Source organism: Velazquezella soli (genome assembly GCF_977018685.1).
In genome coordinates, this window is record NZ_CDRNXF010000004.1 from 2336488 (window position 1) to 2362513 (window position 26026).

At 59.2% G+C, this 26026-nt stretch carries 28 protein-coding genes; 10 read left to right on the forward strand and 18 right to left on the reverse strand.

The window, feature by feature from the left end:
- Window positions 1-21: 21 nt before the first annotated feature.
- From rseP to AC0JZ8_RS14815, 9 genes are all read right to left on the reverse strand, one after another.
- Window positions 22-1143 (reverse strand): RIP metalloprotease RseP, encoded by a 1122-nt coding sequence (gene rseP, locus AC0JZ8_RS14775; RefSeq protein WP_062457300.1) that lies wholly within the window; start codon window positions 1141-1143, stop codon window positions 22-24.
- A gap of 41 nt (window positions 1144-1184) precedes the next feature.
- On the reverse strand, window positions 1185-2018 hold the full coding sequence (locus tag AC0JZ8_RS14780; protein ID WP_471892823.1) for a phosphatidate cytidylyltransferase: 834 nt from the start codon (window positions 2016-2018) through the stop codon (window positions 1185-1187).
- The gene (locus AC0JZ8_RS14785; protein ID WP_062457306.1) at window positions 2018-2761 is read right to left on the reverse strand and encodes an isoprenyl transferase; all 744 of its coding nucleotides are present in this window, start codon (window positions 2759-2761) and stop codon (window positions 2018-2020) included. The genes AC0JZ8_RS14780 and AC0JZ8_RS14785 overlap by 1 nt, the downstream gene beginning before the upstream one ends.
- A 51-nt stretch (window positions 2762-2812) precedes the next feature.
- Complete coding sequence (gene frr / locus AC0JZ8_RS14790) at window positions 2813-3370, reverse strand: ribosome recycling factor (RefSeq protein WP_062457309.1); 558 nt, start codon at window positions 3368-3370, stop codon at window positions 2813-2815.
- A 54-nt stretch (window positions 3371-3424) separates the two neighbouring features.
- Window positions 3425-4144 carry a UMP kinase gene (gene pyrH / locus AC0JZ8_RS14795; protein ID WP_471892824.1) on the reverse strand — a complete coding sequence of 240 codons (720 nt, stop codon included), beginning with the start codon at window positions 4142-4144 and terminating at the stop codon, window positions 3425-3427.
- A gap of 132 nt (window positions 4145-4276) precedes the next feature.
- Window positions 4277-5203, reverse strand: a complete 927-nt coding sequence (gene tsf / locus AC0JZ8_RS14800; RefSeq protein WP_062580415.1) for a translation elongation factor Ts — start codon at window positions 5201-5203, stop codon at window positions 4277-4279.
- 246 nt (window positions 5204-5449) lie between these two features.
- Window positions 5450-6235, reverse strand: coding sequence for a 30S ribosomal protein S2 (gene rpsB, locus AC0JZ8_RS14805; protein WP_062457320.1), 786 nt, complete (start codon window positions 6233-6235; stop codon window positions 5450-5452).
- Window positions 6236-6439: 204 nt separating this feature from the next.
- Window positions 6440-7153 carry a pentapeptide repeat-containing protein gene (locus tag AC0JZ8_RS14810; protein WP_082476302.1) on the reverse strand — a complete coding sequence of 238 codons (714 nt, stop codon included), beginning with the start codon at window positions 7151-7153 and terminating at the stop codon, window positions 6440-6442.
- 87 nt (window positions 7154-7240) lie between these two features.
- Window positions 7241-8095, reverse strand: a complete 855-nt coding sequence (locus AC0JZ8_RS14815; protein ID WP_062580412.1) for a cell envelope integrity EipB family protein — start codon at window positions 8093-8095, stop codon at window positions 7241-7243.
- A 110-nt stretch (window positions 8096-8205) separates the two neighbouring features.
- Between AC0JZ8_RS14815 and AC0JZ8_RS14820 the strand changes: the two genes are divergently transcribed.
- The 4 genes from AC0JZ8_RS14820 to AC0JZ8_RS14835 are packed head-to-tail and all read left to right on the forward strand — an operon-like array spanning window position 8206 to window position 11072.
- Entirely contained in the window at window positions 8206-8676 is a 471-nt protein-coding gene (locus AC0JZ8_RS14820; RefSeq protein WP_062457326.1) for a RidA family protein, read from the forward strand.
- The gene (locus AC0JZ8_RS14825) at window positions 8673-9401 is read left to right on the forward strand and encodes a glycerophosphodiester phosphodiesterase (RefSeq protein WP_471892825.1); all 729 of its coding nucleotides are present in this window, start codon (window positions 8673-8675) and stop codon (window positions 9399-9401) included. Before AC0JZ8_RS14820 ends, AC0JZ8_RS14825 begins: the two co-directional genes overlap by 4 nt.
- A 9-nt stretch (window positions 9402-9410) precedes the next feature.
- Window positions 9411-10616, forward strand: coding sequence for a GNAT family N-acetyltransferase (locus AC0JZ8_RS14830; RefSeq protein ID WP_471892826.1), 1206 nt, complete (start codon window positions 9411-9413; stop codon window positions 10614-10616).
- Window positions 10617-10640: 24 nt separating this feature from the next.
- On the forward strand, window positions 10641-11072 hold the full coding sequence (locus AC0JZ8_RS14835; protein WP_062580407.1) for an HIT family protein: 432 nt from the start codon (window positions 10641-10643) through the stop codon (window positions 11070-11072).
- Here AC0JZ8_RS14835 and AC0JZ8_RS14840 read toward each other — a convergent pair whose 3' ends face one another.
- From AC0JZ8_RS14840 to AC0JZ8_RS14870, 7 genes are all read right to left on the reverse strand, one after another.
- Window positions 11073-11414: an AzlD domain-containing protein gene (locus tag AC0JZ8_RS14840; protein ID WP_062457341.1), complete on the reverse strand. Its 342-nt coding sequence runs from the start codon at window positions 11412-11414 to the stop codon at window positions 11073-11075.
- Window positions 11411-12154, reverse strand: coding sequence for an AzlC family ABC transporter permease (locus AC0JZ8_RS14845; protein WP_062580406.1), 744 nt, complete (start codon window positions 12152-12154; stop codon window positions 11411-11413). Before AC0JZ8_RS14845 ends, AC0JZ8_RS14840 begins: the two co-directional genes overlap by 4 nt.
- 92 nt (window positions 12155-12246) lie before the next feature.
- A complete protein-coding gene (gene clpA / locus AC0JZ8_RS14850; protein ID WP_471892827.1) occupies window positions 12247-14784 on the reverse strand; it encodes an ATP-dependent Clp protease ATP-binding subunit ClpA in 2538 nt (845 codons plus the stop codon).
- A 10-nt stretch (window positions 14785-14794) separates the two neighbouring features.
- A complete protein-coding gene (clpS, locus tag AC0JZ8_RS14855) occupies window positions 14795-15148 on the reverse strand; it encodes an ATP-dependent Clp protease adapter ClpS (RefSeq protein ID WP_062457349.1) in 354 nt (117 codons plus the stop codon).
- Between the two features lie 409 nt (window positions 15149-15557).
- A complete protein-coding gene (locus AC0JZ8_RS14860) occupies window positions 15558-15761 on the reverse strand; it encodes a DUF3126 family protein (protein WP_062457352.1) in 204 nt (67 codons plus the stop codon).
- Window positions 15762-15895: 134 nt separating this feature from the next.
- Window positions 15896-16738 (reverse strand): serine O-acetyltransferase, encoded by an 843-nt coding sequence (gene cysE, locus AC0JZ8_RS14865; protein WP_092662168.1) that lies wholly within the window; start codon window positions 16736-16738, stop codon window positions 15896-15898.
- A gap of 134 nt (window positions 16739-16872) precedes the next feature.
- The gene (locus AC0JZ8_RS14870) at window positions 16873-17652 is read right to left on the reverse strand and encodes an alpha/beta fold hydrolase (RefSeq protein WP_062580401.1); all 780 of its coding nucleotides are present in this window, start codon (window positions 17650-17652) and stop codon (window positions 16873-16875) included.
- A gap of 162 nt (window positions 17653-17814) precedes the next feature.
- On the opposite strand from AC0JZ8_RS14870, the gene AC0JZ8_RS14875 reads away from it, so the two are divergent.
- Entirely contained in the window at window positions 17815-18060 is a 246-nt protein-coding gene (locus AC0JZ8_RS14875; RefSeq protein WP_062580399.1) for a zinc-finger domain-containing protein, read from the forward strand.
- A 13-nt stretch (window positions 18061-18073) separates the two neighbouring features.
- A complete protein-coding gene (locus AC0JZ8_RS14880; RefSeq protein WP_471892828.1) occupies window positions 18074-19237 on the forward strand; it encodes an FAD-dependent monooxygenase in 1164 nt (387 codons plus the stop codon).
- Between the two features lie 8 nt (window positions 19238-19245).
- Here AC0JZ8_RS14880 and AC0JZ8_RS14885 read toward each other — a convergent pair whose 3' ends face one another.
- Complete coding sequence (locus AC0JZ8_RS14885) at window positions 19246-20439, reverse strand: cystathionine beta-lyase (protein ID WP_471892829.1); 1194 nt, start codon at window positions 20437-20439, stop codon at window positions 19246-19248.
- A gap of 350 nt (window positions 20440-20789) precedes the next feature.
- On the opposite strand from AC0JZ8_RS14885, the gene AC0JZ8_RS14890 reads away from it, so the two are divergent.
- The 4 genes from AC0JZ8_RS14890 to AC0JZ8_RS14905 all read left to right on the forward strand — a co-directional run bounded on the left by AC0JZ8_RS14890 (window position 20790) and on the right by AC0JZ8_RS14905 (window position 25074).
- Window positions 20790-21812, forward strand: a complete 1023-nt coding sequence (locus AC0JZ8_RS14890; RefSeq protein ID WP_062457371.1) for an amino acid ABC transporter substrate-binding protein — start codon at window positions 20790-20792, stop codon at window positions 21810-21812.
- Between the two features lie 119 nt (window positions 21813-21931).
- Complete coding sequence (locus AC0JZ8_RS14895) at window positions 21932-23125, forward strand: amino acid ABC transporter permease (protein WP_062457374.1); 1194 nt, start codon at window positions 21932-21934, stop codon at window positions 23123-23125.
- A gap of 3 nt (window positions 23126-23128) precedes the next feature.
- Window positions 23129-24286, forward strand: coding sequence for an amino acid ABC transporter permease (locus AC0JZ8_RS14900; RefSeq protein ID WP_471892830.1), 1158 nt, complete (start codon window positions 23129-23131; stop codon window positions 24284-24286).
- Between the two features lie 14 nt (window positions 24287-24300).
- Window positions 24301-25074 carry an amino acid ABC transporter ATP-binding protein gene (locus AC0JZ8_RS14905; protein ID WP_062457380.1) on the forward strand — a complete coding sequence of 258 codons (774 nt, stop codon included), beginning with the start codon at window positions 24301-24303 and terminating at the stop codon, window positions 25072-25074.
- Window positions 25075-25167: 93 nt separating this feature from the next.
- Here the strand turns inward: AC0JZ8_RS14905 and AC0JZ8_RS14910 are convergent, their stop codons facing one another.
- On the reverse strand, window positions 25168-25836 hold the full coding sequence (locus AC0JZ8_RS14910; protein WP_471892831.1) for a hypothetical protein: 669 nt from the start codon (window positions 25834-25836) through the stop codon (window positions 25168-25170).
- Window positions 25837-26026: the final 190 nt, after the last annotated feature.

The following is a 26026-nucleotide window of genomic DNA, read 5'->3' on the forward strand; positions in this document are numbered from 1 at the left end:
TATTTCAACGATCTCACGGGGTTAACCGATGAGATTACTGATGTCGTTGAATGTCGCAAACACCATCAGGCTAAGCACCATGGCCAGTCCGATCCGGAATGCGATCTCCTGAGCACCAGACCCCAGCGGCTTGCCTCTGATGGCCTCGATTGCATAAAATACCAGATGCCCGCCGTCCAGAACAGGAACCGGCATCAGGTTCAACAATCCAATGGAAACTGACAGTACGGCTGCCAGCTGCACAACGGCGGCAAAGCCGAGGCTCGCCATCTGGCCAGATGCCTGTGCGACCCGGACAGGACCGCCCAGCTGATCAGCCTTCATGCGACCGGTCACGAGGTTGCCGATGTAGCGGAATGTGCCGGTGACGATATTTCCGGTTTCCTTGACGCCTTCCGCCACTGCCTCGAGGGGCGAGAAGGTTTCGGTCCTGAAATTACCCAGCTGTTCGTTGGTGACGATGCCGATCAGGCCGAGCTCGACCTTGTTGCCGAACTGGTCGGTGATCTCACTGCGCTTTGGCACCATAGGCAGGTCGATGTCCTGCCCGTTGCGTTCAACGGTGACGGTGATCGGGGTTTCCGGACGCACGCTGACATAGCGGCGGACGTCGTCGAACGTCTTGATGCGACTGCCATCGAGCGCGACCAGACGGTCCCCCGTCTGCACACCGGCTTCTGCCGCGGCGCTGTCAGGCCTCACTTCGGCGACCACGGGATCGGCGATGACCTTTCCGTAAACGCTGAACAGGACGGCGAAGATTGCGATCGCCAGAATGAAATTGGCAATCGGTCCGGCAGCCACGGTCGCCGCGCGTTTCCACAGCTTGGCTCCGGCCAGCGTGTGCGCCTTGTCCGCCTCGGTCATATGTGAGACGCTTTTGGCATCGGGCATGCTCGCGACATCGTCGTCGCCGAAGAATTTCACATACCCACCAAGCGGAATCGCAGAGATCTTCCAGCGTGTGCCGCGTTTGTCCGTAAACCCGATCAGTTCCGGTCCGAAGCCGACGGAAAACGCAGTCGAGCGGATGCCGCACCAGCGGCCGACAAGGTAGTGGCCCATTTCGTGCACGAAGACGAGCAGCGACAGGACGAGGATGAAGGGGATGATGTAACCCGTAACGAAGGTCAGGATGGCCATTTCAGTTTCCGGTTTCCAGCGGTCGCAAGGACCGACATTTATCAGAGGCCGAAAAGATAGGCCGCGACGCTTGCGTCAACATGGCTTGTCCAGGCGGCGTGCGCAAGTGTGAGAAGAAACGCCGCGAAACAGGCAAAAACGAGACCGTCGACGCGATCCATCACACCACCGTGGCCGGGGATGAGATGACTGGAATCCTTCACGCCGAATCGGCGCTTGATGAAGGATTCGAACAGGTCACCGATCTGGCTCGCGACAGACAGGATGAGCGCCATGAACGCCGTCCAAAGCGAGAAGTCCGAGAACACAACACCACTCAGCGCAGATCCCGCGATAACGGCGGAAACAGTACCGCCGATCGCGCCGGACCATGTCTTGCCGGGCGAGATTCGTGGCGCGAGTTTCGGCCCCTTCAGTTTGCGGCCGATGAAATAGGCGAGAATGTCCGTGGACCAGACGACGGCGAACAGAAACAGCATCGCCATCAGGCCGATCTGGTTTTCACCCCGGATCGCGGCAATGGCGATCGTACTCAAGCCTGCGTAGAGGATGCCTGATGGCAGCCACCAGCTACGCTTGCGCAGAACGACAAACAGCATGGCTGTTATCACGCCGCCGCCAAGGAGCGGCATCGACATCTGGTCGTCACCGCCGAGAACATTCAAAGCGACAAGGACGACGATCAGCCAACCGAAGGCGTTGCCCTGGAAATCCACGTCCTTCAATCGAGTGATCGTGGACCATTCGTAATAGACGAGTACGCCGATCACGGCTGCGACGGCCCGGAATGGGAGACCACCTGCCCAGGTCGCGGCCAGGACCACGATGGCAAGCACGATTGCCGACAGAAGACGATTCTTCAATTCTCCCGACATCAGCCGACGACCGCGGTGGGAGTGGCCGACACGGCGCCGAACCGGCGGTCGCGAGAGGCGTAGACCTTGAGGGCCTGGAAGAAGAGCTGCTTGTCGAAATCCGGCCAATATTCGGGAATGAACAGGAACTCGGAATAGGCTGCCTGCCAAAGCAGGAAGTTCGAAAGCCTCTCCTCGCCGCTGGTGCGGATGATCAGGTCCGGGTCTGGAATATCGGCGGTGTCCAGACGCCCGCAAATCATCGCCGCATCGATCGCCTCCGGATCGAGAAGGCCTGCGCGCACGTCCTTTGCAAGGCTCACCGTCGCACGGACGATCTCGTCACGCGAGCCATAATTGAACGCGATCACAAGTGTCAGCGCGGTGTTGTTGCGCGTCGTCTCCTCGGCCTCCAGAAGCAGAGGAAGAAGATCGCCGCGCAGCTTGACGCGGTCGCCGATGATGCGGATGCGAACATTGGAATGATGCAGTTCGGCGAGGTCGCGACGGATGAAGCGGCGCAGAAGCCCCATCAGGTCGTTCACCTCGGCTTCCGGACGGCTCCAGTTCTCCGACGAAAAGGCGAAAAGGGTGAGATACTCCACACCCGCCTCGCCTGCCGCCTTCACCGTTTCGCGAACGGCTTCCATCCCTTTGCTGTGACCAACGGTACGGGGAAGCCCACGCTTGTTGGCCCACCGTCCGTTGCCATCCATGATGATGGCGACATGCCGAGGGATGATCGCAAGTTCGGGGGTCGCCATAATCGATGCCGTTCCTTTCGCAGCCGCAACGTTGCGGCGTCGCGGAGCAGGTTATACCTGCATGATTTCCTTTTCCTTGTCGGCAAGCAAGCGGTCGACTTCGGAAATCGTGTCATCCGTCATCTTCTGCACTTTTTCCGACTGGGCGCGACTTTCGTCCTGCCCGATGGAACCGTCCTTCTCAGCCTTCTTGAGCCCGTCCATACCGTCACGACGGACATGGCGAGCCGCAACCTTGGCTTTTTCGCCGTATTCGTGGGCAAGCTTCACCAGCGACTTGCGGCGCTCTTCGTTGAGCTCCGGCAAAGGAATACGCAGGTTCTGGCCATCGACGATCGGGTTGAGGCCGAGATTCGATTCGCGGATTGCACGATCGACAGCACCCACCATTGACTTGTCCCAGATCGAGACGCCCAGCATGCGCGGCTCGGGAACCGTCACGTTTGCAACCTGGTTGAGCGGCACGCGCGAACCATAGGCTTCGACCGTGACAGGGTCGAGGATGTTTGCGGAAGCACGGCCCGTCCGCAGCGATGAGATGTCGCTCTTGAAGGCCGTGATCGCGCCGTCCATACGGCGCTTGATGTCGTTGAGATCTACTCCACTCATCAGCAGGAACTCCCTATTGTTCTTGGCGGTCGGTTCTTGGCAACGAACCGCGTGTCAGTTGTCGGATACGATGGTCTTGCGACCGCCGCCGGTCAAGATTTGTGCGAAACCGCCCTTCTCGTGGATAGAGAAGACGACGATCGGAATGGAATTTTCACGCGCCAGCGCAACGGCTGCGACGTCCATGACGGCAAGACCCTTGTCGAGCACTTCACTGTGGGTGAGCTTTTCGAAACGGGTCGCGGTCGGGTCCTTCTTCGGGTCTGCGGAATAGATGCCGTCGACCTGCGTGCCCTTGAATATCGCTTCTGCGCCGATCTCGGCAGCACGCAGCGCCGCAGCAGAATCGGTGGTGAAGAACGGGTTGCCGGTACCGCCGGCAAAGATCACCACACGGCCCTGCGCCATATGATGCAGCGTGCGACGCTGCGAGAAGCTTTCGCAGATCTCCGGCATGGCGACAGCCGACAGGACGACCGTCTCGATGTCGAGCTTGCGCAGCGAGGTTGCGAGCGCCAGTGCGTTGATGACGGTGCCGAGCATGCCCATGTGGTCGCCGGTCACCCGGTCGCCACCCTTGGAGGCTACGGCCACGCCACGAAAAATGTTGCCGCCGCCGACGACGACACCGACTTCGACGCCCATGGCGCAGGCATCGGCGATATCGGATGCGATCCGGTCGGCAACCTCGACGTCAATGCCGAAGCCCTGACTTCCCATCAGTGCTTCACCGGAGGCCTTGAGCAGAACACGCTTGTAGATCGGTTGCGACATGGTGGCTCCTTGAAAGCGAAACGGACGGAGTGATCAAACGGGATGCGGATACACGAAGGGCACCGGCTTGTCACCGGTGCCCTTCAGGTTTTCAACGACTACAGCGCCTTGCGATGCGCGTGAAGGCAGCAATCAGCCCTTGGCGACTGCTGCAACTTCTGCTGCGAAATCGCTTTCTTCCTTTTCGACGCCTTCACCGAGGAGAAGACGTGCCATGCCGGTGACTTCGATCGGCGCGCCGACTTCCTTTTCGGCAGCCTTGACGGCGTCACCGACGGTGAGGTCAGGGTTGATGACGAAAGCCTGCGACAGAAGAGCAACTTCCTCGAAGAACTTGCGCATGCGGCCGTCGACCATCTTTTCGATGATGGCTTCCGGCTTGCCGGATTCGCGGGCCTGTTCGATGAAGACGTTGCGCTCGCGCTCGGCGACAGCGGCATCGACTTCTTCCGAACGGATGGCGAGCGGGTTGGTGGCTGCGATGTGCATGGCAACCTGGCGGCCGATGGCGTTCAGCGCTTCCTTGTTGCCGGTCGACTTCAGGGCAACGAGTACGCCGAGCTTTCCGAGCCGGTCAGCCGCTGCGTTGTGGATGTAAGTCGCAACAACGCCGTCCTCGACGGACAGAAGCGCGGAGCGGCGCAGGTTCATGTTCTCGCCGATCGTGGCAATCGTATCCTTGATCGTGTCGGAGACGGTCTTGCCGGTAGCCGGATAGATTGCTGCGCTGACGCCGTCGACGGTACCGTCGGTGGTCAGGGCAACATCGGCAATGCCGCGAACCATGGTCTGGAACGCATCGTTGCGCGCTACGAAGTCGGTTTCGGAGTTCACTTCGACAACGACAGCGGACGTGCCGTTGGAGGCGACGCCGATCAGGCCTTCGGCTGCGGTGCGGCCGGACTTCTTGTCAGCCTTGGCGATACCCTTGGCGCGCAGCCAGTCGATCGCAGCTTCGATGTCGCCGTTGTTTTCGGCAAGCGCGCGCTTGCAATCCATCATGCCCGCGCCGGACTTTTCGCGCAGTTCCTTCACCAGTGCAGCGGTGATTTCAGCCATTTTCGTGCCTCTTGTCGGTTCAAGTTGCGTGTCGCCGGAAAACCGTCGGCGATACCAAAGATTGGGACGAATGTACCCGGAAATATGACATCGTGATGAAGCCATCACGGTTGCGACCGTCTCCACGTCCACCTGACGGTAGACGGCGACGTATCGTCTTAAACGACCAAGGCCAGGGATTAATATCTCTGGCCTTGGTCGAATTCGAAAAGACGGAGCGTCTCAGAACGCTCCAGACTCAGACAATTAAGCCTGAGCTTCCGTTTCGGCTGCGCCTTCAGCTTCGAGAGCAGGCTCTTCAGGAGCCTCCATCATCGCGCCGAGGTCACGGCCCGAAGCGCCCTGCTGACGGGCAATGCCGTCGATGGCAGCGCGTGCCATCAGGTCGCAGTAGAGAGCGATGGCGCGCGAAGCGTCGTCGTTGCCGGGGATCGGGAAGTCGATCAGGTCCGGATCGCAGTTCGAGTCGATGATGGCGACGACCGGGATGCCCAGGCGCTTCGCTTCGTCGATTGCGATCTTTTCCTTGTTGGTGTCGATGATGAACATCAGGTCCGGAACGCCGCCCATGTCACGGATACCGCCAAGAGCCTTGTCCAGCTTTTCGCGTTCGCGCTCGAGGTTCAGACGCTCTTTCTTGGAGTAGCCGGAAGCTTCCGAGTTCAGGATCTCGTCGAGCTTGCGGAGACGGGCGATCGAGTTCGAAATGGTCTTCCAGTTGGTCATCATGCCGCCGAGCCAGCGGGAGTTGACATAGTACTGGGCCGAACGCTTGGCGGAGTCAGCGATCAGCTCGGAAGCCTGACGCTTGGTGCCAACGAACAGAACGCGGCCGCCACGAGCGACGGTGTCGGACACGACCTGAAGGGCGCGCGACAGCATCGGAACGGTCTGAGCCAGATCGATGATGTGGATGTTGTTACGATCGCCGAAGATGTACGGCTTCATCTTCGGGTTCCAGCGGTGTGTCTGGTGGCCGAAGTGGGTGCCTGCTTCGAGAAGCTGGCGCATAGAGAAATCGGGCAATGCCATGCCTAGTTATCCTTTTCCGGTTGAACCTCCGCAAGACGAACAGCAACCTCGTCGAGGCTGCCACCGGGCGGAACGGACCGGATTTCTCCCGGACCATCCCATGCCTTGCGTGTGGAATGCCCGTGCCCATACTAGGCATCGGCCACAAAGGCAAGCGTTTTTCGACGCTGCCTGTCTTTGGGAAGAGCGGGACTGGCCGAAGCCCTAGTCCATTTCGCGGTCGCCGCAGGGCCAGCTTTCCGGCAGTGTCAGGCCGGCCGGCAGTTTCGTGCGCCGGTCGCCGCAGGCCACGTTCAGCTGGTGCTGATCGAGCCCGATCGAAGACGACAGGTCCACTCCTTCGATGCGCGTCAGAAAGAAGAAGGCGCTCTGGAAATTGAGCGGACCTTTGAATTCGGCCTTCGTCAGGTCGGCGCGTGCCAGGTTTGCGAAGGCGAAACTTGCGCCGGTCAGGACGGCCCCGTCGAAGTTCGACCTGCCGAGTTCGGCTTTCTCGAAGCGTGCGTTGTTCAACTCCGCTTTCGAGAAATTGGACCTCTCCAACTCCGCGCTCGTGAAATTCGCGTCGTTGGCGCGTACTTTCTGGAAGTCGGACCGATATGCTTCGACCTTTGAAAAATTCGCCCCCTCGGCGTTGCTGCCTGCCATCCAGGTGCGGATAAGCTTCGCCTTGGTGAGATTGGTACCTGCAAAATTCGAATCGCGCAGATCGGTAAAGCTTAAGTCCGCCTCCGCAAGACTACCCTTGGAGAAATCGGATCCGCTCAGCATCAGATTGCGCTTGGCGCAACTCGACCAGTTGATCCCCGGATAGGGATCGGTACGGCACTCCTGCGCCGAGACCGTCGTCGGCGCGAGTGTCAGCGCGGCGGCTCCTGTCAGGATCGCGACAGAAAGAATGGTACCAATCGAACTCATAGACACCGCTCCTCTCCACGCCTCGGTGGACGTGCATACTCGACTACCGCTTATATAGAGAAGGACGGCAGCAAATTCACCCCGTCGTCACCTGGTAACGGGTCGTTGATCTGCCTGGCAGTCGCTCTTTTGCAAAAGCTCAAGCTTGCTCAGACTTCCGCTAAGCACGAAGTCGCCGTAGTCCATGGTCAGGTCGCGCGTGATGCCGTTCTCATAAAGCTTGAACGACATGTTGTAGACGGGCGTCGGATCGCCCGCGGCCGCCTCGTTGAAATAGGCAATGGTCACAGGCCAATACGCTGCCTTGGAGAACTCGCCGGCTTTGGCTGCATCAAGATCTTCCTTCTGCGGGTCCTGCTGCTTTCCGATGACTGTCGTGGTCAGAAGCGACTTGTCGCCATCCTCGGAACCGTCGAACACGCGTGCCTCGAAAAACCGGTTGCCATCCTTCGCATTCTTGATCACTTCAAGCATGTGATTAGTTGGGAACGCGCTGGCTGGAAGGTCGACCTCGCGCCCCTCGGGACCGGTCAGGTCCACTTTGACGCCGGTTTCGCCGGTCGTCGCGTCACCGGCGACCTCCTTGTCCAACTGTTCGTCGGTAAACGACTTGGTCTCGAAGTGAAACTGCTGCGCCGATACATCCTCGAACGTGTTGGTCTGTTGGTCGCTGACGCGGGTTTGCTCGCCAGTATCTATCTTTGTGACGAGACGGAAGTTGGTCGTGAACCCCGTGCAGGCCGAGCCGGTAAACTCGTAGACCATTCGTCCGACCATCCCTTCGATTCCGGACCGCTCGGACGCATCCTTGAGCTTCAAGTCGTAGACGGCGCGATGCGGAATGAGCAGGCGGGCCGCCGTATCGGCGCTCATAGGGGCAGCGGAGGCCGCTGGCACGCTCATCACGCCGGCAAGGAACATCCCAAGGCTCGTGCGCAGCATTCACATTCTCCTATTGGACTCAATGCATGATGTTGTAAGAACGCCATCAGCCGAGGTTATGACCTTGATGCAGGATTTTTGGGCAATTTACAATAAAACCGGAGACCGAAATGTCGAACCCGATCGAGACGCGCCTGCAGGAACTGGACATCGTTCTGCCTGAGGCAGCAGCGCCCGCCGCCAATTACGTGTCCTACGTGATCAGCGGCAACATGCTCTATATCTCCGGTCAGCTGCCCACCGAAAACGGCAAGATAGCCGTCAGCGGCCTGGTCGGTGCAGATGTCGACGTCCCGGCAGCGCAGCGTGCCGCGGAACTCTGCGCCATCAACATTCTGTCGCAGGCGAAGGCTGCTCTTGGCGGAGATCTCACCAGGATCAAGCGCGTCGTCAAGCTGTCGAGCTTCGTTGCGTCTGCACCGGGCTTCACGGAACAGCATATCGTCACCAATGGCGCTTCGAACCTCATTGCGAACGTGCTCGGGGAAGCCGGCAAGCACGCCCGCGCTGCCGTCGGCATGGCAGCACTTCCACTTAACGCCGCGGTCGAGATCGAGGCTATCATCGAGATCTCCGCATGACATCTGCAGACTGGATCAAGGACGTTCCGGTCGCGCATCGCGGCTATCACGACATGAACAAGACGGTTTGGGAAAATACGCTGTCAGCGTTTTCCCGGGCCATTGATGCAGGTTTCGCGATCGAATGCGACATACAGCTGTCCGCAGACAGCGTCCCGGTCGTGTTCCACGACAACAAGCTGGAGCGCCTTTGCGGCATCAAGGGCGACGTTCGCGAACGGACCGCGGCAGAACTCGGAATGCTTTCGATTGGTGGCACCGCGGACAAGATACCGACGCTCAAGCAGATGCTCACGCATGTCGCCGGTCGCGTTCCTCTTGTCATCGAGATCAAGGGTCGCCAAGCGGATGAGGACGACGGCTTCGTTGACGACGTTCTCGACGTATTGGAAGGGTATGAGGGCAAGGTTGCCCTGATGAGCTTCGACTACCACATTCTGCGTGCACTGAAGCAGGCCGAGGCGCCCTACCCGCTGGGCCTCACCGCCGAAGGCTCAAAGCCGGAGGAGTTCTTCAATCACGACGAAGCGATGCAGCTCGGCCTCGATTTCATCTCCTATCACTGGGCGCATCTTCCCAACTCGTTCGTCACTGCGCAGGCTGATGCCGGAATTCCGATCATTACCTGGACGGTAAGGGATGCAAAGGCCGTCGAACATACCTATAAATATGCAAAGCAGATGACCTTCGAAGGGTTCGACCCACGGGAGAACCCTGCCGCATAATTGGATCCAATGACCGGCAACCTGACAATCCGCATCGAAAAATCCATTGCCGCGATCAGCCCACAAAGCTGGTCGCGGCTTTCCGGCGCCTCCAAGGAGGCCGATCCGTTAGGGACGTCTTCCGTTCCCTACAATCCGTTCCTGTCACATGCCTTCCTGTCCGCACTGGAGGAATCCGGTTCGGCAACGGCAAAAACAGGCTGGCACGGCCAACATCTCCTGCTGGAAGATGACAAGGGTAAACTGATCGGCGCCGTGCCGGGCTATCTCAAGAGCCATAGTCAGGGCGAATACGTGTTCGACCATGGCTGGGCCGACGCCTTCGAGCGCGCCGGCGGCCGTTACTACCCCAAACTGCAGTGTGCGGTCCCATTTACACCCGCAACCGGTCCGCGCCTTCTTGTTGCCTCGGGCTATGATCGCGACATGGTACAGACCACGCTTGCGGAAGGTCTCCAGGAAGTGACACGGCAGCTCGGCATATCGTCTGCGCATGTCACCTTCGTGCCGGATGATGAAGTCATCGCTTTCGAAGAGGCTGAATATCTGCACCGAACCGACAAGCAGTTCCACTTCATCAACGACGGGTATGCCGATCACGATGCGTTTCTGGAAACGCTCGCGTCTCGCAAGCGCAAGGCGTTGAAGAAGGAACGGCGAGCCGCGCTCGAGAACGGTATCACGATCGACTGGCTGACAGGCAAGGACCTGACCGAGGACATCTGGGACCAGTTCTACACGTTCTACATGGATACGGGCGGGCGCAAATGGGGCCGGCCGTACCTTACCCGTGCCTTCTATTCGCTGATCGGCGAACGCATGGCGGACGACATTCTTCTGGTCATGGCCAAGCGCGAGGGGCGGTACGTCGCCGGTGCGATCAACTTCATCGGCGGTGACGCGCTTTACGGGCGCCACTGGGGCTGTATCGAAGACCATCCCTTCCTGCATTTCGAGGTGTGCTACCATCAGGCGATCGACTATGCGCTTGCCCATGGGCTAAAGCGGGTCGAGGCGGGCGCACAGGGCGAGCACAAGCTTGCGCGCGGTTACCTGCCCGTCACCACCCACTCGATGCATTACATCGCCCATCCCGGCCTTCGTAGCGCGATTGCTGACTACCTGAAGCGAGAGCGGGAGGATGTGGAATACATGAATGAGTACCTCTCCGAGCACAGCCCTTTCCGCAAGGGTGAACGGCAAGAACAAGACTGAGCAGCAGAAAGGGAGACGCCACCGATGACCGGTCACGACTACGATCCGAACAACATCTTCGCCAAGATCCTCAAAGGCGAAATTCCCTGCCACCGCGTCTACGAGGACGACGACACGCTCGCCTTCATGGATGTGATGCCGCAGACGCCGGGTCACGTTCTGGTGGTTCCGAAAGCGCCCTCACGCAATTTGCTCGATGCGGATGCGGCGGTGCTTTCGAAGGTCATTCCGGTGGTTCAGAAGCTCGCGCGCGCCGTCAAGGATGCGTTTGATGCTGATGGAATTACCATCACGCAGTTTAACGAAGCGCCGGCCGGACAGACCGTCTTTCACCTTCACTTTCATGTCATCCCGCGCTACGAGAACCAGCCGTTGAAGCCGCATACGGGCAAGATGGAGGACAAGGAAGTCCTCGCTGCCAATGCCGAGAAGATCATCGGCGAACTTGGCTTCTGATCAGGGTTGAAGCAGGAGCAGTCCTGCGACGAGAATGGCGATCGGTGTCAGCACGCCGATCGCGACCCGCTTGCCGGTCAGGAGAAACACGGCAAAGCCGATACCAGCCGCTGCAAGCCGCAGCCAGAGTGGCGAGAGCGCCAGCGTTCCCGTCGGGAATACAATCAGCTTTGCCGTCACCGCCATGACCAATGCCGTGGCAACCGCCCTCACCCAGTAAAGCGTTTCGGAATCCTCCTTCAGCCGGTGGCCTGCGATCACGCCGAGCCAGCGCCAGATATCGGTTGCGAGAAAACCCGCGACAGCGATGACGATATAGGTCCAGTACCCATCGAACATCATGCGGCACCCCGATCAGATCCGCGCTTGCGGCGATAGCGGTCGATCAGATAGGCCACCGTGCCACCGCCGATCCCAGCCAGAAGCACGTCGAACTGCGGCGCTACCAGCGCCAGCGCCGGTCCTAAGACGATGCCGATCACGAAGGCGATCCGGACGACCGGCTGCGCTGCACTCGCCCAGATCGAGGATATGAAATAGACCGGGGTCAGCATGAACAAGGCACCCGCCACAACAGGCGGAAACTGAGACACGACACCAAAGCTGACGCCGACGATCAGCGCATTGGTGCAGGTCAGCGTGATGCCAAAACCTGCAAAGAAGGCAACCCGGCGCTCTCTCGGCACATGGCGGAGATTGAGGCTCGCAAAGACCCAGGACGTGATGGCGATGAAATGCGAGAGAAACAGGAGAACCGGCAGCGGTGTCTTCTTCGTGCGCATCTCCGGCATGATCGACGCCACCATCGGCATCATCCGGATCGACGACAGCGTCACGGCGAGGAAGGACGCGGCGATGTTGGCGCCGCCCAACATCGAACCCACCAGGATCATCTGTGCCGGCAGGGCCCAGATACCGAGCGTCATCGCGACAGCCTGACCTCGTGTCAGGCCGGCTTCGACCGCAAATGCGCTGAAACCGACATAGGACGTCATCAGGATCAGAGCCGGCAAGGAGAAGATGCCGCGCATGCCCTTAAGAAACCACGCAAGGCCGCTGCGCTCGGAGCTTTCGGTGGTCATTGGCATGCCCGTAAATGGTTGACGTTACGGGACCTACAAAAACGACGATGCCGGGACAAGCCCGGCATCGATTTCTCGGATGGAAAAGAGCGCTACTTGCTCTTTGGAACGCGTGGAACGGTGCTACCCTTGCGGGGCGCGGACTTTGCCGGAGCTTCCTCGGCAATCACGTCGCCGTCGTCGACGACATTTGCCTTGGCGGAACCGCCGTCCTTGTCCTTGGCCTTCGGCGCAGACTTCTTCGAAGGCTTTGACTTCGTCGTCTTGGCCTTGATCTCGTCGGCAGCCTCTTCCACTTCCGCTTCAGGCTTTGGCTTTACCCGGGCCGTTTCCGAAATGGACTCCAGAAGAAGACCGTCGGTGCCATCTTCCTTTTTGCCGGCCGTGACGCGGACGATGCCACCCTTGCGAAGCTTGCCAAAGAGGATCTCGTTGGCGAGCGGCTTCTTGATGTATTCCTGGATCACGCGAGACAGAGGTCTTGCGCCCATCTTCTCGTCATAACCCTTTTCCGCCAGCCAGGCGATCGCGTCCTCATGCAGATCGAACGTCACGTTACGCTCCGACAGCTGGCTTTCCAGCTGCATCACGAACTTCTGGACGACCTGGTGGATAACCGTGGTCGGCAGCGGTGCGAACGGAATGATCGCATCGAGACGGTTGCGGAATTCCGGTGTGAACAGGCGATTGATCGCCTCCTCATCTTCGCCGGTGCGTCTTGATGATCCAAAGCCGATCGCAGACTTGGCCATCTCGGATGCACCCGCATTCGTCGTCATGATCAAGATGACGTTGCGGAAGTCGATTTTCTTGCCGTTGTGATCAGTCAGCGATCCGTGGTCCATCACCTGCAACAGGATGTTGTAGATATCCGGATGCGCCTTCTCGATTTCGTCGAGCAGAACCACGCTGTGCGGGTGCTGATCAACGCCATCGGTCAGGAGACCGCCCTGGTCGAAGCCGACATAGCCGGGAGGTGCGCCAAGCAGTCGCGAGACCGTGTGGCGTTCCATGTATTCCGACATGTCGAAACGCAGCATCTCGACGCCGAGCGAGGCGGCAAGCTGCTTTGCGACTTCGGTCTTGCCGACGCCGGTTGGACCGGAGAAGACATAGGAGCCGATCGGCTTGTTCGGCTCGCGCAGACCTGCACGTGCCAGCTTGATCGCGGTCGACAGTGCGTCGATCGCGACGTCCTGGCCGTACACGACAGAACGCAGTTCCTTCTCAAGGTTGGCGAGAACCATCTCGTCATCCTTGGAAACCGTTTTCGCCGGGATGCGGGCCATCGTGGCGATTGTCGCCTCGATTTCCTTTTCCGTGATCAGCTTGCGACGCTTGGAAGCGGGCAGCAGCATCTGGGCTGCACCGGTCTCGTCGATCACGTCGATCGCCTTGTCCGGCAGCTTGCGGTCCGAGATATAGCGGGCCGACAGTTCCACCGCCGACTTGATCGCGTCGTTGGTGTAGCGCAGCTTGTGATACTCTTCGAAATAAGGCTTCAAGCCCTTCATGATTTCGATCGCATCATCGATCGACGGCTCATTGACGTCGATTTTCTGGAAGCGTCGAACCAGAGCCCGGTCCTTTTCGAAGAACTGGCGGTATTCCTTGTAGGTCGTCGAACCGATGCAGCGGATCTGGCCAGAGGACAGAGCCGGCTTCAGCAGGTTGGACGCATCCATGGCACCGCCCGACGTTGCACCCGCACCGATGACGGTGTGGATTTCGTCGATGAACAGGACAGCACCTGGAAAATCTTCCAGTTCCTTGACGACCTGCTTCAGACGTTCCTCGAAGTCGCCGCGATAGCGGGTGCCTGCAAGCAGGGTGCCCATATCGAGCGAGAAGATCGTCGCATCGGCCAACGCTTCGGGCACCTTGCCCTCGACGATGCGCTTTGCCAGTCCCTCGGCGATCGCAGTTTTGCCAACGCCCGGATCGCCCACGTAAAGCGGGTTGTTCTTGGAGCGGCGGCACAGGACCTGGATCGTGCGGTTGACCTCGGAATGACGACCGATCAACGGATCGATACGGCCATTCTTGGCCTTTTCGTTCAGATTGACACAGTATGCCTTGAGGGCATCCTGCTGCTTCTTGCCGGGACCTTCCTCCTCGTTGCGCGAAACAGGCTTGGCGTCTGGATCGGGCTCATCAGCACCACGCGGGGTCCGGGCCTGGGAGGAACCCGGACGCTTGCCGATGCCGTGAGAGATATAGTTGACCGCGTCGTAGCGGGTCATTTCCTGCTCCTGCAGGAAGAAGGCTGCGTGGCTCTCACGTTCTGCGAAGATTGCGACGAGCACGTTTGCTCCGGTCACTTCTTCACGACCGGAGGATTGGACGTGGATCACAGCGCGCTGGATGACGCGTTGAAAGCCGGATGTCGGTTTGGAGTCCTCGTCATAGCCTGTCACCAGGTTTGCGAGTTCATTGTCGACATATTCAGACACGGTTTTGCGGAGCGTATCCAGGTTGACGCTGCATGCTCCCATGACCGCCGCCGCATCGGCGTCGTCGATCAACGCCAGAAGCAGATGTTCGAGTGTGGCATATTCGTGATGCCGCTCGTTCGCGAAGGTCAGTGCCTGGTGCAGAGCCTTTTCAAGACTAGGCGAAAATGTTGGCACGTCGGGTTCCTCACTTCTTTTCCATGACACATTGCAGCGGATGCTGGTGTTGCCGGGCGAAGTCCATGACCTGGGACACCTTGGTTTCCGCTACTTCATAGGTGAAAATTCCGCATTCTCCGACGCCATGGTTATGGACGTGGAGCATGATAATCGTTGCCGCATCGCGGTCCTTCTGGAAAAAACGCTCCAGAATATGGATGACGAACTCCATTGGCGTGTAGTCGTCATTCAGAAGGAGAACGCGGTACAGGTTAGGCCGTTTGGTTTTCGGTTTCGTTCGCGTGATGACGGAGGTTCCGCGGCCCGCGTTGTCTCCGTCGCCGTTCTTTTCATTTTCCATCAAGATCGGCAGTGCGATCATCGTCTTTCATTCCCTAGTCATCCAGCGGCGGTATAGCGAACAACCGGTCGACAGGACTTCAGTCTTGCTAAAGGTAGTTCTTTGGGAAAGGATTTTAAGCCCCCTTTCCCGCTGTGCAATCACTATTCCGCCGAGAGGGGCTCGCGACGAGCCAAAAGCACCACATTCGGCAACTCAAATTCTGCCGCCATACTGACCCAAAAGGCGGGCGGCATCATGGCCATAGCCTCAGACGCTGCAGCTTCATGCGTACGGATCCGACGCGAAAACGGCGATCGCCTGTCGCTCACAATTCCGTCGAAGAGTAGATGCTAATGAAGCTTGCATGCTCGAGGCTTACGTCCAAAACAAAAGAGGCCCACGGAGGGCCTCTCGACAACTTTTCTTGAAAACCAGTCGGATCCTGCGATCAAAGATCGACGTCGAGGATCGCCATGGAGAAATTGTAGGAACGCTCGCCATCTTCGTCATCCAGATAGACGACGCCGAGAAATTCATCACCAAGATAGACTTCGGCAGAATCGTTCTTGCGGGGACGCGCCTTGACGACGATCTGGGGGTTCAGAAGGCGCTTGAAATAGTCGTCGATCTTCTTGATTTCGTCGGGGTTCACGATCTTCTCCGTCAGATTTTGCGATCAAATCGATGCGCTTTTGGCACGGGAGAAAGGCGAAAGTAAAGCCGCCGTTCTCTCCACCGCACGACCCTGCCCCGAGTTTTCCTGGAACAAGTAGGTCCGGGCGCGAACTAGTCCTCGGCGCGCAGAAGCTGGTCCATCAGGCGTGCCGGCTCGGAGCAACCCGCGGTCCCGACGACCTTTGCCGGAACACCGGCGACGGTGGATTTTTCCGGAACAGCTTTGAGGACGACGGAGCCCGCCGCCACACGCGAGCAGGCACCAACCTCGATATTGCCGAGGATCTTTGCGCCTGCGCCGATCAGCACGCCGTTGCCGATCTTCGGATGACGATCTGCGCCCTCCTTACCGGTTCCACCGAGAGTGACCCCATGCAGGATGGAGACATTGTCCCCGATGATCGCGGTTTCGCCGACGACAAGGCCGGTCGCGTGGTCGAGGAAGATCCCCTTACCGATCTGAGCCGCCGGATTGATGTCTGTCTGGAAGACACTTGAGGCGCGGCTTTGCAGATAGAGCGCGAAGTCGCGACGGCCGCGGTAAAACAGCCAGTGCGCCAAGCGATGCGTCTGGATGGCGTGAAATCCCTTGAAGTAGAGGACTGGCTCGACGAAACGCAGGCAGGCAGGGTCGCGGTCGTAGACGGCCTGGATATCGACGCGCAGAATAGCACCCCAATCCGGCCATTCGTCCAGCATTTCCATGAATGTCTGCCGCAACAGGACGGCCTGCAGATCGGGATGATCGAGCCGTTCGCAGATCCGATGAACGACGCATTCTTCCAGCGAACGGTGGTTCAGGACGGTTGAATAGAGGAAGGCGGCCAGCAACGGGTCCTGGTCGATTGCGACGCGTGCTTCCTGCCGCAGCGTGTCCCATATGGGGTCGACGCTAGCGACACTATCGGTCTGGCGAATGTCCTCGGTCTGGCGAACTTCGGTTCTCGCGGCCATGGCCGTCTCCTCTTTGGCGTAAGCCACGATATATAGATTAGATTTACGACAACACCAACGCCGGCGAAATCGCATTTCGTTGATCGTTAAATCAAGGGAAGCTGAAGTCTTGCCAGTCTACGGTCGTGCGAGGCTCAGGCCTGCGCCGCGTAGAACTCCAGTACCGCTTTCTTGAAAACCCTGTCGCCGACCGCAAGCATGTGGTCACGACCGGGAATATCGAGCGCTGTCGCATTCGGCATCAGATCGGCCAGGTCCTGCGGTGAACCCGCGATATCGTCCTTCGTCCCGACGCCGATCAGCGTGGGAACGTCGATCTTGCCCATATCGCTGCGTTCGACCAGATCGCGCGAACCGCGGATACAGGCGGCGAGTGCCTGCTTGTCGCTTTTCGTCTGGTCGGCAAAGGCGCGGAACATACGGCCGCGATCATGGCTGACGCTCTCAAGCGAGGGCGCCAAGAGCGCATCCGCGATCGGATCCCAGTCCCCGACCCCGTCCGTCATGCCGATACCGAGACCGCCGAGCACCAGCGACCGGACCCTGTCCGGATCGTTGAGTGCTGCAAACACCGAGATGCGCGCGCCCATCGAATAGCCGAACAGATGCGCTGCCGGGATGCGCAGGTGATCGAGCAGAGCAACCGAATCCGCTGCCATCACCCAAGGGCGATAGGCGTCCGGATCGGTCGGCTTGTCACTGCCGCCATGGCCGCGATTGTCCATGGCGATCACCCTGTAACCGGCATCGCCGAGCGTCTTTACCCATCCCGGATGCACCCAGTTCACGGTCGCGCTGGAAGCGAAACCGTGGATGAGCAGGACAGGATCGCCTGCCGGATCCCCCTCATCCAGATAGGAGAGGCTCAGGCCGTCATGGCTGAAGGTGGAAAAGGCCGGGGCATTGAGGTTCATCTGGGATATCCTGTTTTGGCGGCGGACCATAAGATATCGGTGCTTGCGATTGAACCCTGAAAGACACCTCGCATCGCGGTTTTTGCACTACACTTTTGAAAGCGGCGGCGGTAATGTCCGCGCCAAATCAGACGTGCCCTATTGTACGCATTGGAGACGACCATGGCCGGCCACAGCATTCCCCATTTCCAGAACGACGGCGGTTTCCCGTCGATCCAGATCGGCGTGAAGGAATTCATGTGCACTGGTGCATCCGTTCCTTACGATCATCCGCACATCTTTATCGACATGGGCGACGAAGTCGAAAAAGTCTGCTCCTACTGTTCCACTCTGTACAAATACAACCCTACCCTGAAGGCCGAACAGACCGACCCTCCGGGCTGCGTCTTCAACGTCAAGGCCGCCTGATCGGCAGCCAGAAATGGCTGTCGAGACAGTAGCGATCGTGGGTGCGGGCATGGCGGGTCTCACCGCTGCGCTCGCGTTTGCGCGCCATGGCATCACCTGCGACATCTTCGAGCAGGCGCCTTCCCTTCAGGAAGTCGGCGCTGGGCTCCAGCTGTCGCCGAACGCTTCGCGCGTGCTGAGCAAGCTTGGCGTACTCGGCGATCTGGAACGGTTGTGGACAGAACCTGACGAAGTGCAGCTCGTTTCGGGCCGTTCGCTGCAGCGGCGAGCCTATGTGCCATCCGGCCGGTTCGCCCGCGAGCGGTGGGGATCGCCCTATGGCGTCCTCCATAGGGCAACGCTGCAAGACGCGCTTCTCCACGCCGTGAACGCCAACCCGCTCTGCACGCTTCGGCTGGGCTCGAAGATTGGGAGCGCCGTTCGAGACGAAATGGCGGAGATCTCCGGACGCCACCATGACCTGATCGTCGCCGCAGATGGAGTCTGGTCTGGCATTCGCTCCGCAATTCCCAAAAGTCCGGAAGCCGTTTTTTCCAACAGTGTCGCCTGGCGCTTCATGGTTTCAAAGAGCGCGGCACCTTCCTGGCTGAAGCCGAATGCCGTCAGTGCATTTCTCGGACCTTCGGCACACATTGTGGCCTATCCGCTCAAGGAGAAGGATAGTTTCAACATCGTCGCCATCGCGTCCGGCGGCAACACCGGCAATCGCTGGAATACGGAGGCGAGCGCCGCCCAGAAAGACCTGCTGCTGCGTCATTTCAGAGGATGGCATCCGAGCATAGCCGAAACACTGGCCGCGTCTGACAAGCCGACGTTCTGGCCGCTGTATCAGGTGACCCCGGGCCGTTGGCACAATGGCCGCGATCTTGTTCTGATCGGCGACGCCGCCCATGCGATGCTGCCCTTTGCGGCCCAAGGCGCGGCGATGGCGATCGAAGACGCGTTCATCCTGGCAAACCGCGTGGCCGCCCTGCCCTCGCTCGCGCAGGCGCTATCGGCCTACGAGACCGAACGGGCCGGTCGTGTCGCCAAGGTGCGAGCACGCGGGGAATTCAACCGGTTTGCCTATCATGCGCGCGGCCCGCTGAAGCTCGGTCGCAACTTCGTTCTCTCAATGCGTCCGCCGCAATCGCTCGCGGCGGATCTGGATTGGCTCTACGGTTTCGACGCCGAGTAGCGACGCGATCAGACCGCGGCCGCCGCGGCAAACCCCGCTTCAAGATCTTTCTTGAGATCAGGCACGTCTTCGAGACCGATCTGAAGCCTGATGACTGCACCCTCGATGGGCTGCTTGCGGATGGTGCGGTCGGAAAGATTTACGACCAGAGCAAGGCTTTCGTATCCTCCCCAGGAGTAACCGAGGCCGAAAAAGCTCAGGGCATCGAGGAAGGCGTGCGCCTTGGCCTTGGCCCTCTCAGGCTCGGCCTGCAGCACGAAGGAGAAGATCCCGCTCGATCCCTTGAAGTCACGCTTCCAGATCTCGTGGCCAGGAAAGCTTGGCAATGCCGGATGCAGGACGCGCGCAACGCCGTCGCGACCGTCCAGCCACTCGGCGATTTCAAGGGCGCTTTTTTGATGCTGGTCCAGCCGCAGACCCATCGTTCTCAGGCCACGCAGGATCAGGTAGGAATCTTCCGGCGCACCGCAGATGCCCATTGCAATCCTCGCCGCCTCAAGTGCCGGAAAATGCTTCGCATTGGCCGACACCGAACCCATGACGATATCCGAATGCCCGGACGGGTACTTCGTGGTCGCATGGATCGAGACGTCGACGCCGAAGTCGAGCGGACGAAAATAAAGCGGTGTCGCCCAGGTGTTGTCCAACGTCACCACGACGTCTGCGGAATAGGCGTGCACAGCGTCCGTAATTGCGCGGATGTCCTGCATCTCGAACGTATTCGAGCCGGGCGCTTCCGTATGAACGAGTTTGGTGTTCGGCCTCATCAGCTTGGTGATGTCTGCCCCGATCTCCGGATCATAGTACTCGACGTCGATCCCCAGTCTCGTGAGCATCGTGTCACAGAAAGTCCGGCAGGGCGTGTAGACTGAGTCGACGATCAGCGCGTGATCGCCCGATGACAGGTAAGCCAGGAAAGGGATTGAGATCGCAGCCAGTCCCGATGGAACGAGGATCGTACCCGCAGAACCCTCGAGTTGGTCGAACGCAGCGCACAGGGCGTCCGTCGTCGGGGTCGCGCGGGTTCCATAGGTGTATGGCTGGCTGCGCTTTTCCATCGCTTCGGCATTCGGGAAAAGGACCGTGGAACCTTTGACGACAGGCGGGTTGACGAAGCCATGATACGCGCGTGGATCGTTTCCGATATGCGCAAGGCGCGTATTCTGACCCGCTTCTTCGATCAGTTTATCTTTCTGGGACATGTCCGGAATGCACTTTCGTTGACGATAGCGCCAGTTTTGCCGCCGCCCTCCAGGCTGGTCAACCCCGCTGCCCAATTCCCAGTACCGGTGCAATATTAGCATGCTCGTTCGGTATAAAAACCGCCACAACTCGCACACAGCTTGAGCATTTGCCCAGCGCGTAGGCGGAAAAGTCTAATACACCGTAATTTGGACGCAATTTGAACGGGTGGCCCTTGACCCTGCCTTCGTTTCCGAATGAGATATAAACACCCGCGCCGGGAGGTCAGCGGGGGACCGGTCGTATTCATAAAATCAGGGGAACGGCCTGTGTCGAGAGATCACACAAAACAACAGATAAGGTTGGGAAAATGAAAAAGACGCTTTTGTCTGCCGCGTTTGGCGCAGCGGTCCTTGGCTTTGCCTCGGCAGCTTCCGCGGCCACGCTTGATGATGTCAAGGCGAAGGGCTTCGTTCAGTGCGGCGTCAACACCGGTCTGGCCGGCTTCGCGCAGCCGGATTCGGCCGGCGCTTGGAAAGGCTTCGACGTCGATTTCTGCAAGGCCGTCGCAGCTGCGGTTTTCGGTGATGCAACGAAGGTGAAGTACACGCCGACCACGGCCCAGAGCCGCTTCACGGCACTGCAGTCGGGTGAAGTCGACGTGCTCGCACGTAACACCACCTGGACCATCAGCCGCGATACCGCGCTCGGTTTCAACTTCCGCTACGTCAACTACTACGACGGCCAGGGCTTCATGGTTCCGAAGAGCCTGAACGTGAAGTCGGCGCTTGAACTGTCCGGCGCTGCCGTCTGCGTTCAGTCGGGCACGACAACCGAACTCAACCTCGCCGACTACTTCAAGTCCAACAACCTCCAGTACAACCCGGTCGTCTTCGAAAAGCTCGAAGAAGTAAACGCCGCCTACCAGGCCGGCCGTTGCGACGTCTACACGACGGACCAGTCGGGCCTTTATGCAACGCGTCTCGCGCTGTCGAACCCTGACGAACACGTCATTCTTCCGGAAATCATCTCCAAGGAGCCGCTTGGCCCAGCCGTTCGCCAGGGCGACGACAAGTGGTTCGATATCGTTTCGTGGACAGGCTACGCCCTGGTTCAGGCCGAAGAATTCGGCATCACCCAGGCCAATATCGACGAGATGAAGAACTCGACCAACCCGGATATCCGCCGCTTCCTCGGCACCGAGAAGGACACCAAGGTCGGTACCGATCTCGGCCTGACCAACGAATGGGCCTACAACATCGTCAAGGGCGTCGGTAACTACGGCGACGTCTTCGAGCGCAATATCGGTTCCGGCAGCCCGCTGAAGATCGCACGTGGCCTGAATGCTCTGTGGAGCAAGGGTGGCCTGCAGTTCGCACCGCCGATCCGTTAATCGACTGATAGACTGACGTCTCGCAGGGTGGCTCCGTCCGCCCGGCGAGACATTCTCCACGATCAATAAGAATCAAAAACAATAAGGGCCCACAACGGGCCACAGGGGATTGGCAAAGCATGACGGACAACTCGATCCGTGCGCCTGCAACCAAGCGCGCGTCCACGTCACTCATTTACGATCCAAAAGCGCGGAGCATCTTCTTCCAAGTGCTGACGCTGGTCATTCTCGTTGCGCTCGTCTGGTCGATCGCACACAATGTCAGTGTCAATCTTGCCCGCAGCAACACCGCCACAGGATTTGGCTTCCTCGCTGGTCGCTCAGGCTTCGATATCGGGCAATCCCTGATCGCCTACACGAGCGACTCGACCTATGGCAGGGCGATCCTGGTCGGCTTCCTGAACACGATGATGGTCGCCGTCACCGGCATCATCACGGCAACCATCGTCGGCTTCATCATCGGTATCGGTCGCCTGTCGAAAAACTGGCTGATCGCCAAGCTCTGCACCGTCTATGTCGAGGTGTTCAGAAACATTCCGCCGCTGCTGGTCATTTTCTTCTGGTATTCCGGCGTTCTCGCCATTCTGCCGCAGCCGCGTGATGCTATCCAGGGCCCGCTCTCGACCTTCCTCAGCAACCGTGGCCTGACCTTTCCGGCAACGATCTGGGGCGAAGGCGCGTGGATCCTTCCGGTTGCCATTCTCGTCGGCATCGTTGTCGCGTTCGTCTTCCGCACGTGGTCGGTCAAGCGCCAGATGGCAACCGGGCAGCAATTGCCCAACGGCTGGATCTCCGCCGCCATCATCATCGGTCTGCCGCTTCTCGGATTCATCGCCATGGGTTCGCCGCTGACCTTCGACTATCCCGTCGAAGGTCGTTTCAATCTTTCCGGCGGCGCCAATATTCGTCCGGAATTCGTGGCTCTCTATCTGGCGCTTTCGCTCTACACGGCAGCGTTTATCGCGGAAATCATCCGAGCCGGCATCAAGGGCGTCGGCAAGGGACAGACGGAAGCCGCCGCTGCACTCGGCGTCCAGCCGGGCAAGATCACCAGACTGGTTGTCGTACCGCAGGCTTTCCGCATCATCATTCCACCGCTGACAAGCCAGTATCTCAACCTGACCAAAAACTCGTCTCTCGGCGTTGCGATCGGGTTTCCCGAGCTGTTTTCGACCGGAAGCACCTCACTCAACCAGACCGGTCAGGCTGTCGAGATGATCACGATCATGCTCACCATCTATCTCAGCATCAGCATCGCGACATCGCTGTTCATGAACTGGTTCAACGCCAAGATGGCTCTGGTGGAGAGATAAGACATGTCTACACACAAGCTCTCTTACGTTCGCAATGACATGATCGCGCCGGAACCGCCGCCGGTCAGCGCCAGTTCGGCAAGTGGCTGGATCCGGACCAATCTCCTGGCAACGCCAAAGGATGTGGTGCTGACCATCGTCGCCATCGCATTGCTGGCTTTCGCCTTGCCCGGCATCATCAACTGGCTGTTCATCAATGCAAGCTGGGTCGGTGCCGATCGCTCGGTCTGCGCCACCGTCGTCCAGGGCGGCACCCAGCCGGATGGCTGGAAAGGCGCATGCTGGGCGTTTGTCGGTGACCGGTTCCAGCAGTTCATGTTCGGCCGCTACCCGATCGAGGAGCGCTGGCGCGTCATGCTGGTCGGGTTCATGATGATCGTGCTGCTCGTGCCTCTCCTCATTCCGAAACTGCCGTACAAGGCGCTGAACGCCGTTCTGCTGTTTCTCGTCTACCCGGTCGTCTCGTTCTTCCTCATGCATGGCAATGTTCTTGGCCTGCAGCGGGTCGAGACCCCGCTCTGGGGCGGCATGATGGTGACGCTGATCCTCTCCTTCGTCGGCATCGCGGTCTCTTTCCCCGTCGGCATCCTTTTGGCGCTCGGACGGCGTTCCAACATGCGCGTATTGAAGACGCTCTGCGTCGTCTTCATCGAGGTGATCCGCGGCGTACCGCTTGTCATGGTTCTCTTCATGGCAAACGTGATGCTGCCGCTGTTCCTGCCCACCGGCTGGAGCATCGACAACTTCCTGCGCGCCGTGATCGGTGTGTCGCTGTTTGCCTCCGCCTATATGGCAGAAGTCATTCGTGGCGGCCTGCAGGCTATTCCGAAAGGTCAGGGCGAAGGTGCCGATTCGCTCGGCCTCAGCTACTGGCAGAAAACCCGCCTGATCGTCCTTCCACAGGCGATCAAGCTCGTGATCCCTGGCATCGTCAACACCTTCATCGGCCTGTTCAAGGATACGTCGCTCGTTGCCATCATCGGCATGTTCGACCTCTTGAACATCATCAGGCTCAACTTTACGGATACGACCTGGATCACGCCCATGACGCCGCTTACCGGCCTCGTGTTCGCTGGTCTTATCTACTGGATTTTCTGCTTCGGCATGTCACGCTATTCCGCCTTTATGGAACGGCATCTCGATACCGGCCACAAGCGATAACAAGGGGAAAAACAATGGCTGACGCCCAACCCAAAAACCTCACCGTCTCCTCCACGGATGTCGCTGTCGAGATCATCGGCATGAACAAGTGGTATGGCGATTTTCACGTGCTGCGCGACATCAATCTCAAGGTGATGAAAGGCGAACGCATCGTCATCGCCGGGCCGTCAGGCTCCGGAAAATCGACGATGATCCGCTGTATCAACCGCCTCGAGGAACATCAGTCGGGCAGCATTGTCGTCGACAATATCGAACTTACCAACGATCTGAAAAAGATCGACGAAGTGCGGCGAGAAGTCGGCATGGTGTTCCAGCACTTCAACCTCTTCCCGCACCTGACGATCCTTGAGAACTGCACGCTTGCACCGATCTGGGTTCGCAAGATGCCGAAGAAGGAAGCCGAGGAAGTGGCGATGCACTACCTCAAGCGTGTCAAGATCCCGGAACAGGCCCATAAGTATCCGGGCCAGCTCTCCGGCGGTCAGCAGCAGCGCGTGGCGATTGCCCGCTCGCTGTGCATGAAGCCGAAGATCATGCTGTTCGACGAACCGACCTCGGCTCTCGATCCTGAAATGGTCAAGGAAGTGCTCGATACGATGGTTGGCCTTGCCGAAGAAGGCATGACCATGATGTGCGTCACCCATGAAATGGGCTTTGCCCGCCAGGTCGCCAACCGGGTGATCTTCATGGACCAGGGACAGATCGTGGAAGAGAATTCGCCGGCGGAGTTCTTCGACAATCCGCAGCACGAGCGCACCAGACTGTTCCTTAGCCAGATCCTGCACTAGGCAGACTGCGCCAACGCGAATGACCTGCAATAGAAAAGGGGCGCCGCGAGCGCCCCTTTTCCGTTTCCCGTCGAAACAATCGTCAGGGCGCCATCACCACTGGAATGAGTAGCGGGCATTGACGCTGGTTACTGCTGCGGTCGCGTCCGAATAGCGATCGACGGAGCCGCTGAGTGTCAGGCTGTCACCTAGTTTCTGCTCGAGTCCCAGCCCCGCGCCGCCGATACGAAACGTATCGATCGCCGTTGCGCGGACGACCACGGCTGTGCCGGTGTTTGCCCGGGACAGCCTGAGGGTCTGGTTGGCGTCGAGGCCACTCCAGTCCTGATTGAGCCCGTCGTAGCGCATGACATAGCTCGCATTGCGCTCGACATCGATCGTCGACGTGACGATCTGCGTTTGGTGGTAGTTCATGCTGACGGCGGCCGTTTCGGCCAATCCGTCGTAATCGATCCCGATCTTGCGTTCGACCTCGTAAGCGGGCCTCTGGATCGACTTCATCTTCATGCTGCCCCACAGCCGAAGCGGCGTGTTCATCGACCCGTCCTTCTTCGCATCGACACCGACGTTGAAGCCCGCCTCGGGCTCCAGCTCTGTCGGCAACCTGAAGCCGAGCTTGACGGAATAGCTTCTGTCCGAATTCTTGACGGGCTGCCAGATCAGCGGCCTGTCCGCCGCATGAGCGCTCAATGCCGAAAACGGGCCAACCGCAAAGATTGCCGCAAACAGCGCGACGCCGCCGGCCAATAGACTTCTGTTCATTTGATCCCCACTCGAAGGCTCAAGACAATGTTGAGGCGCAAGCAACCGCGAGGTCACCCGGAACACCCGTTTCAATGCGATGGAGGCGAGTTTGTCAGACCCAATGGTCCGTTTTCGCCACGTGCCTTCCCCTGCCGATGCAACGGAACTGACCGCCGCGAATATACGCTCGAATGAGGCAGCTTCGAAT

Bases quoted from the DNA above. Each gene is read 5' to 3' on its own strand.
- rseP (WP_062457300.1), bottom strand. From the start codon at position 1,143: ATGGCCATCCTGACCTTCGTTACGGGTTACATCATCCCCTTCATCCTC.
- AC0JZ8_RS14780 (WP_471892823.1), bottom strand. From the start codon at position 2,018: ATGTCGGGAGAATTGAAGAATCGTCTTCTGTCGGCAATCGTGCTTGCC.
- AC0JZ8_RS14785 (WP_062457306.1), bottom strand. From the start codon at position 2,761: ATGGCGACCCCCGAACTTGCGATCATCCCTCGGCATGTCGCCATCATC.
- frr (WP_062457309.1), bottom strand. From the start codon at position 3,370: ATGAGTGGAGTAGATCTCAACGACATCAAGCGCCGTATGGACGGCGCG.
- pyrH (WP_471892824.1), bottom strand. From the start codon at position 4,144: ATGTCGCAACCGATCTACAAGCGTGTTCTGCTCAAGGCCTCCGGTGAA.
- tsf (WP_062580415.1), bottom strand. From the start codon at position 5,203: ATGGCTGAAATCACCGCTGCACTGGTGAAGGAACTGCGCGAAAAGTCC.
- rpsB (WP_062457320.1), bottom strand. From the start codon at position 6,235: ATGGCATTGCCCGATTTCTCTATGCGCCAGCTTCTCGAAGCAGGCACC.
- AC0JZ8_RS14810 (WP_082476302.1), bottom strand. From the start codon at position 7,153: ATGAGTTCGATTGGTACCATTCTTTCTGTCGCGATCCTGACAGGAGCC.
- AC0JZ8_RS14815 (WP_062580412.1), bottom strand. From the start codon at position 8,095: ATGCTGCGCACGAGCCTTGGGATGTTCCTTGCCGGCGTGATGAGCGTG.
- AC0JZ8_RS14820 (WP_062457326.1), top strand. From the start codon at position 8,206: ATGTCGAACCCGATCGAGACGCGCCTGCAGGAACTGGACATCGTTCTG.
- AC0JZ8_RS14825 (WP_471892825.1), top strand. From the start codon at position 8,673: ATGACATCTGCAGACTGGATCAAGGACGTTCCGGTCGCGCATCGCGGC.
- AC0JZ8_RS14830 (WP_471892826.1), top strand. From the start codon at position 9,411: ATGACCGGCAACCTGACAATCCGCATCGAAAAATCCATTGCCGCGATC.
- AC0JZ8_RS14835 (WP_062580407.1), top strand. From the start codon at position 10,641: ATGACCGGTCACGACTACGATCCGAACAACATCTTCGCCAAGATCCTC.
- AC0JZ8_RS14840 (WP_062457341.1), bottom strand. From the start codon at position 11,414: ATGATGTTCGATGGGTACTGGACCTATATCGTCATCGCTGTCGCGGGT.
- AC0JZ8_RS14845 (WP_062580406.1), bottom strand. From the start codon at position 12,154: ATGACCACCGAAAGCTCCGAGCGCAGCGGCCTTGCGTGGTTTCTTAAG.
- clpS (WP_062457349.1), bottom strand. From the start codon at position 15,148: ATGATCGCACTGCCGATCTTGATGGAAAATGAAAAGAACGGCGACGGA.
- cysE (WP_092662168.1), bottom strand. From the start codon at position 16,738: ATGGCCGCGAGAACCGAAGTTCGCCAGACCGAGGACATTCGCCAGACC.
- AC0JZ8_RS14870 (WP_062580401.1), bottom strand. From the start codon at position 17,652: ATGAACCTCAATGCCCCGGCCTTTTCCACCTTCAGCCATGACGGCCTG.
- AC0JZ8_RS14875 (WP_062580399.1), top strand. From the start codon at position 17,815: ATGGCCGGCCACAGCATTCCCCATTTCCAGAACGACGGCGGTTTCCCG.
- AC0JZ8_RS14880 (WP_471892828.1), top strand. From the start codon at position 18,074: ATGGCTGTCGAGACAGTAGCGATCGTGGGTGCGGGCATGGCGGGTCTC.
- AC0JZ8_RS14885 (WP_471892829.1), bottom strand. From the start codon at position 20,439: ATGTCCCAGAAAGATAAACTGATCGAAGAAGCGGGTCAGAATACGCGC.
- AC0JZ8_RS14890 (WP_062457371.1), top strand. From the start codon at position 20,790: ATGAAAAAGACGCTTTTGTCTGCCGCGTTTGGCGCAGCGGTCCTTGGC.
- AC0JZ8_RS14895 (WP_062457374.1), top strand. From the start codon at position 21,932: ATGACGGACAACTCGATCCGTGCGCCTGCAACCAAGCGCGCGTCCACG.
- AC0JZ8_RS14900 (WP_471892830.1), top strand. From the start codon at position 23,129: ATGTCTACACACAAGCTCTCTTACGTTCGCAATGACATGATCGCGCCG.
- AC0JZ8_RS14905 (WP_062457380.1), top strand. From the start codon at position 24,301: ATGGCTGACGCCCAACCCAAAAACCTCACCGTCTCCTCCACGGATGTC.
- AC0JZ8_RS14910 (WP_471892831.1), bottom strand. From the start codon at position 25,836: ATGAACAGAAGTCTATTGGCCGGCGGCGTCGCGCTGTTTGCGGCAATC.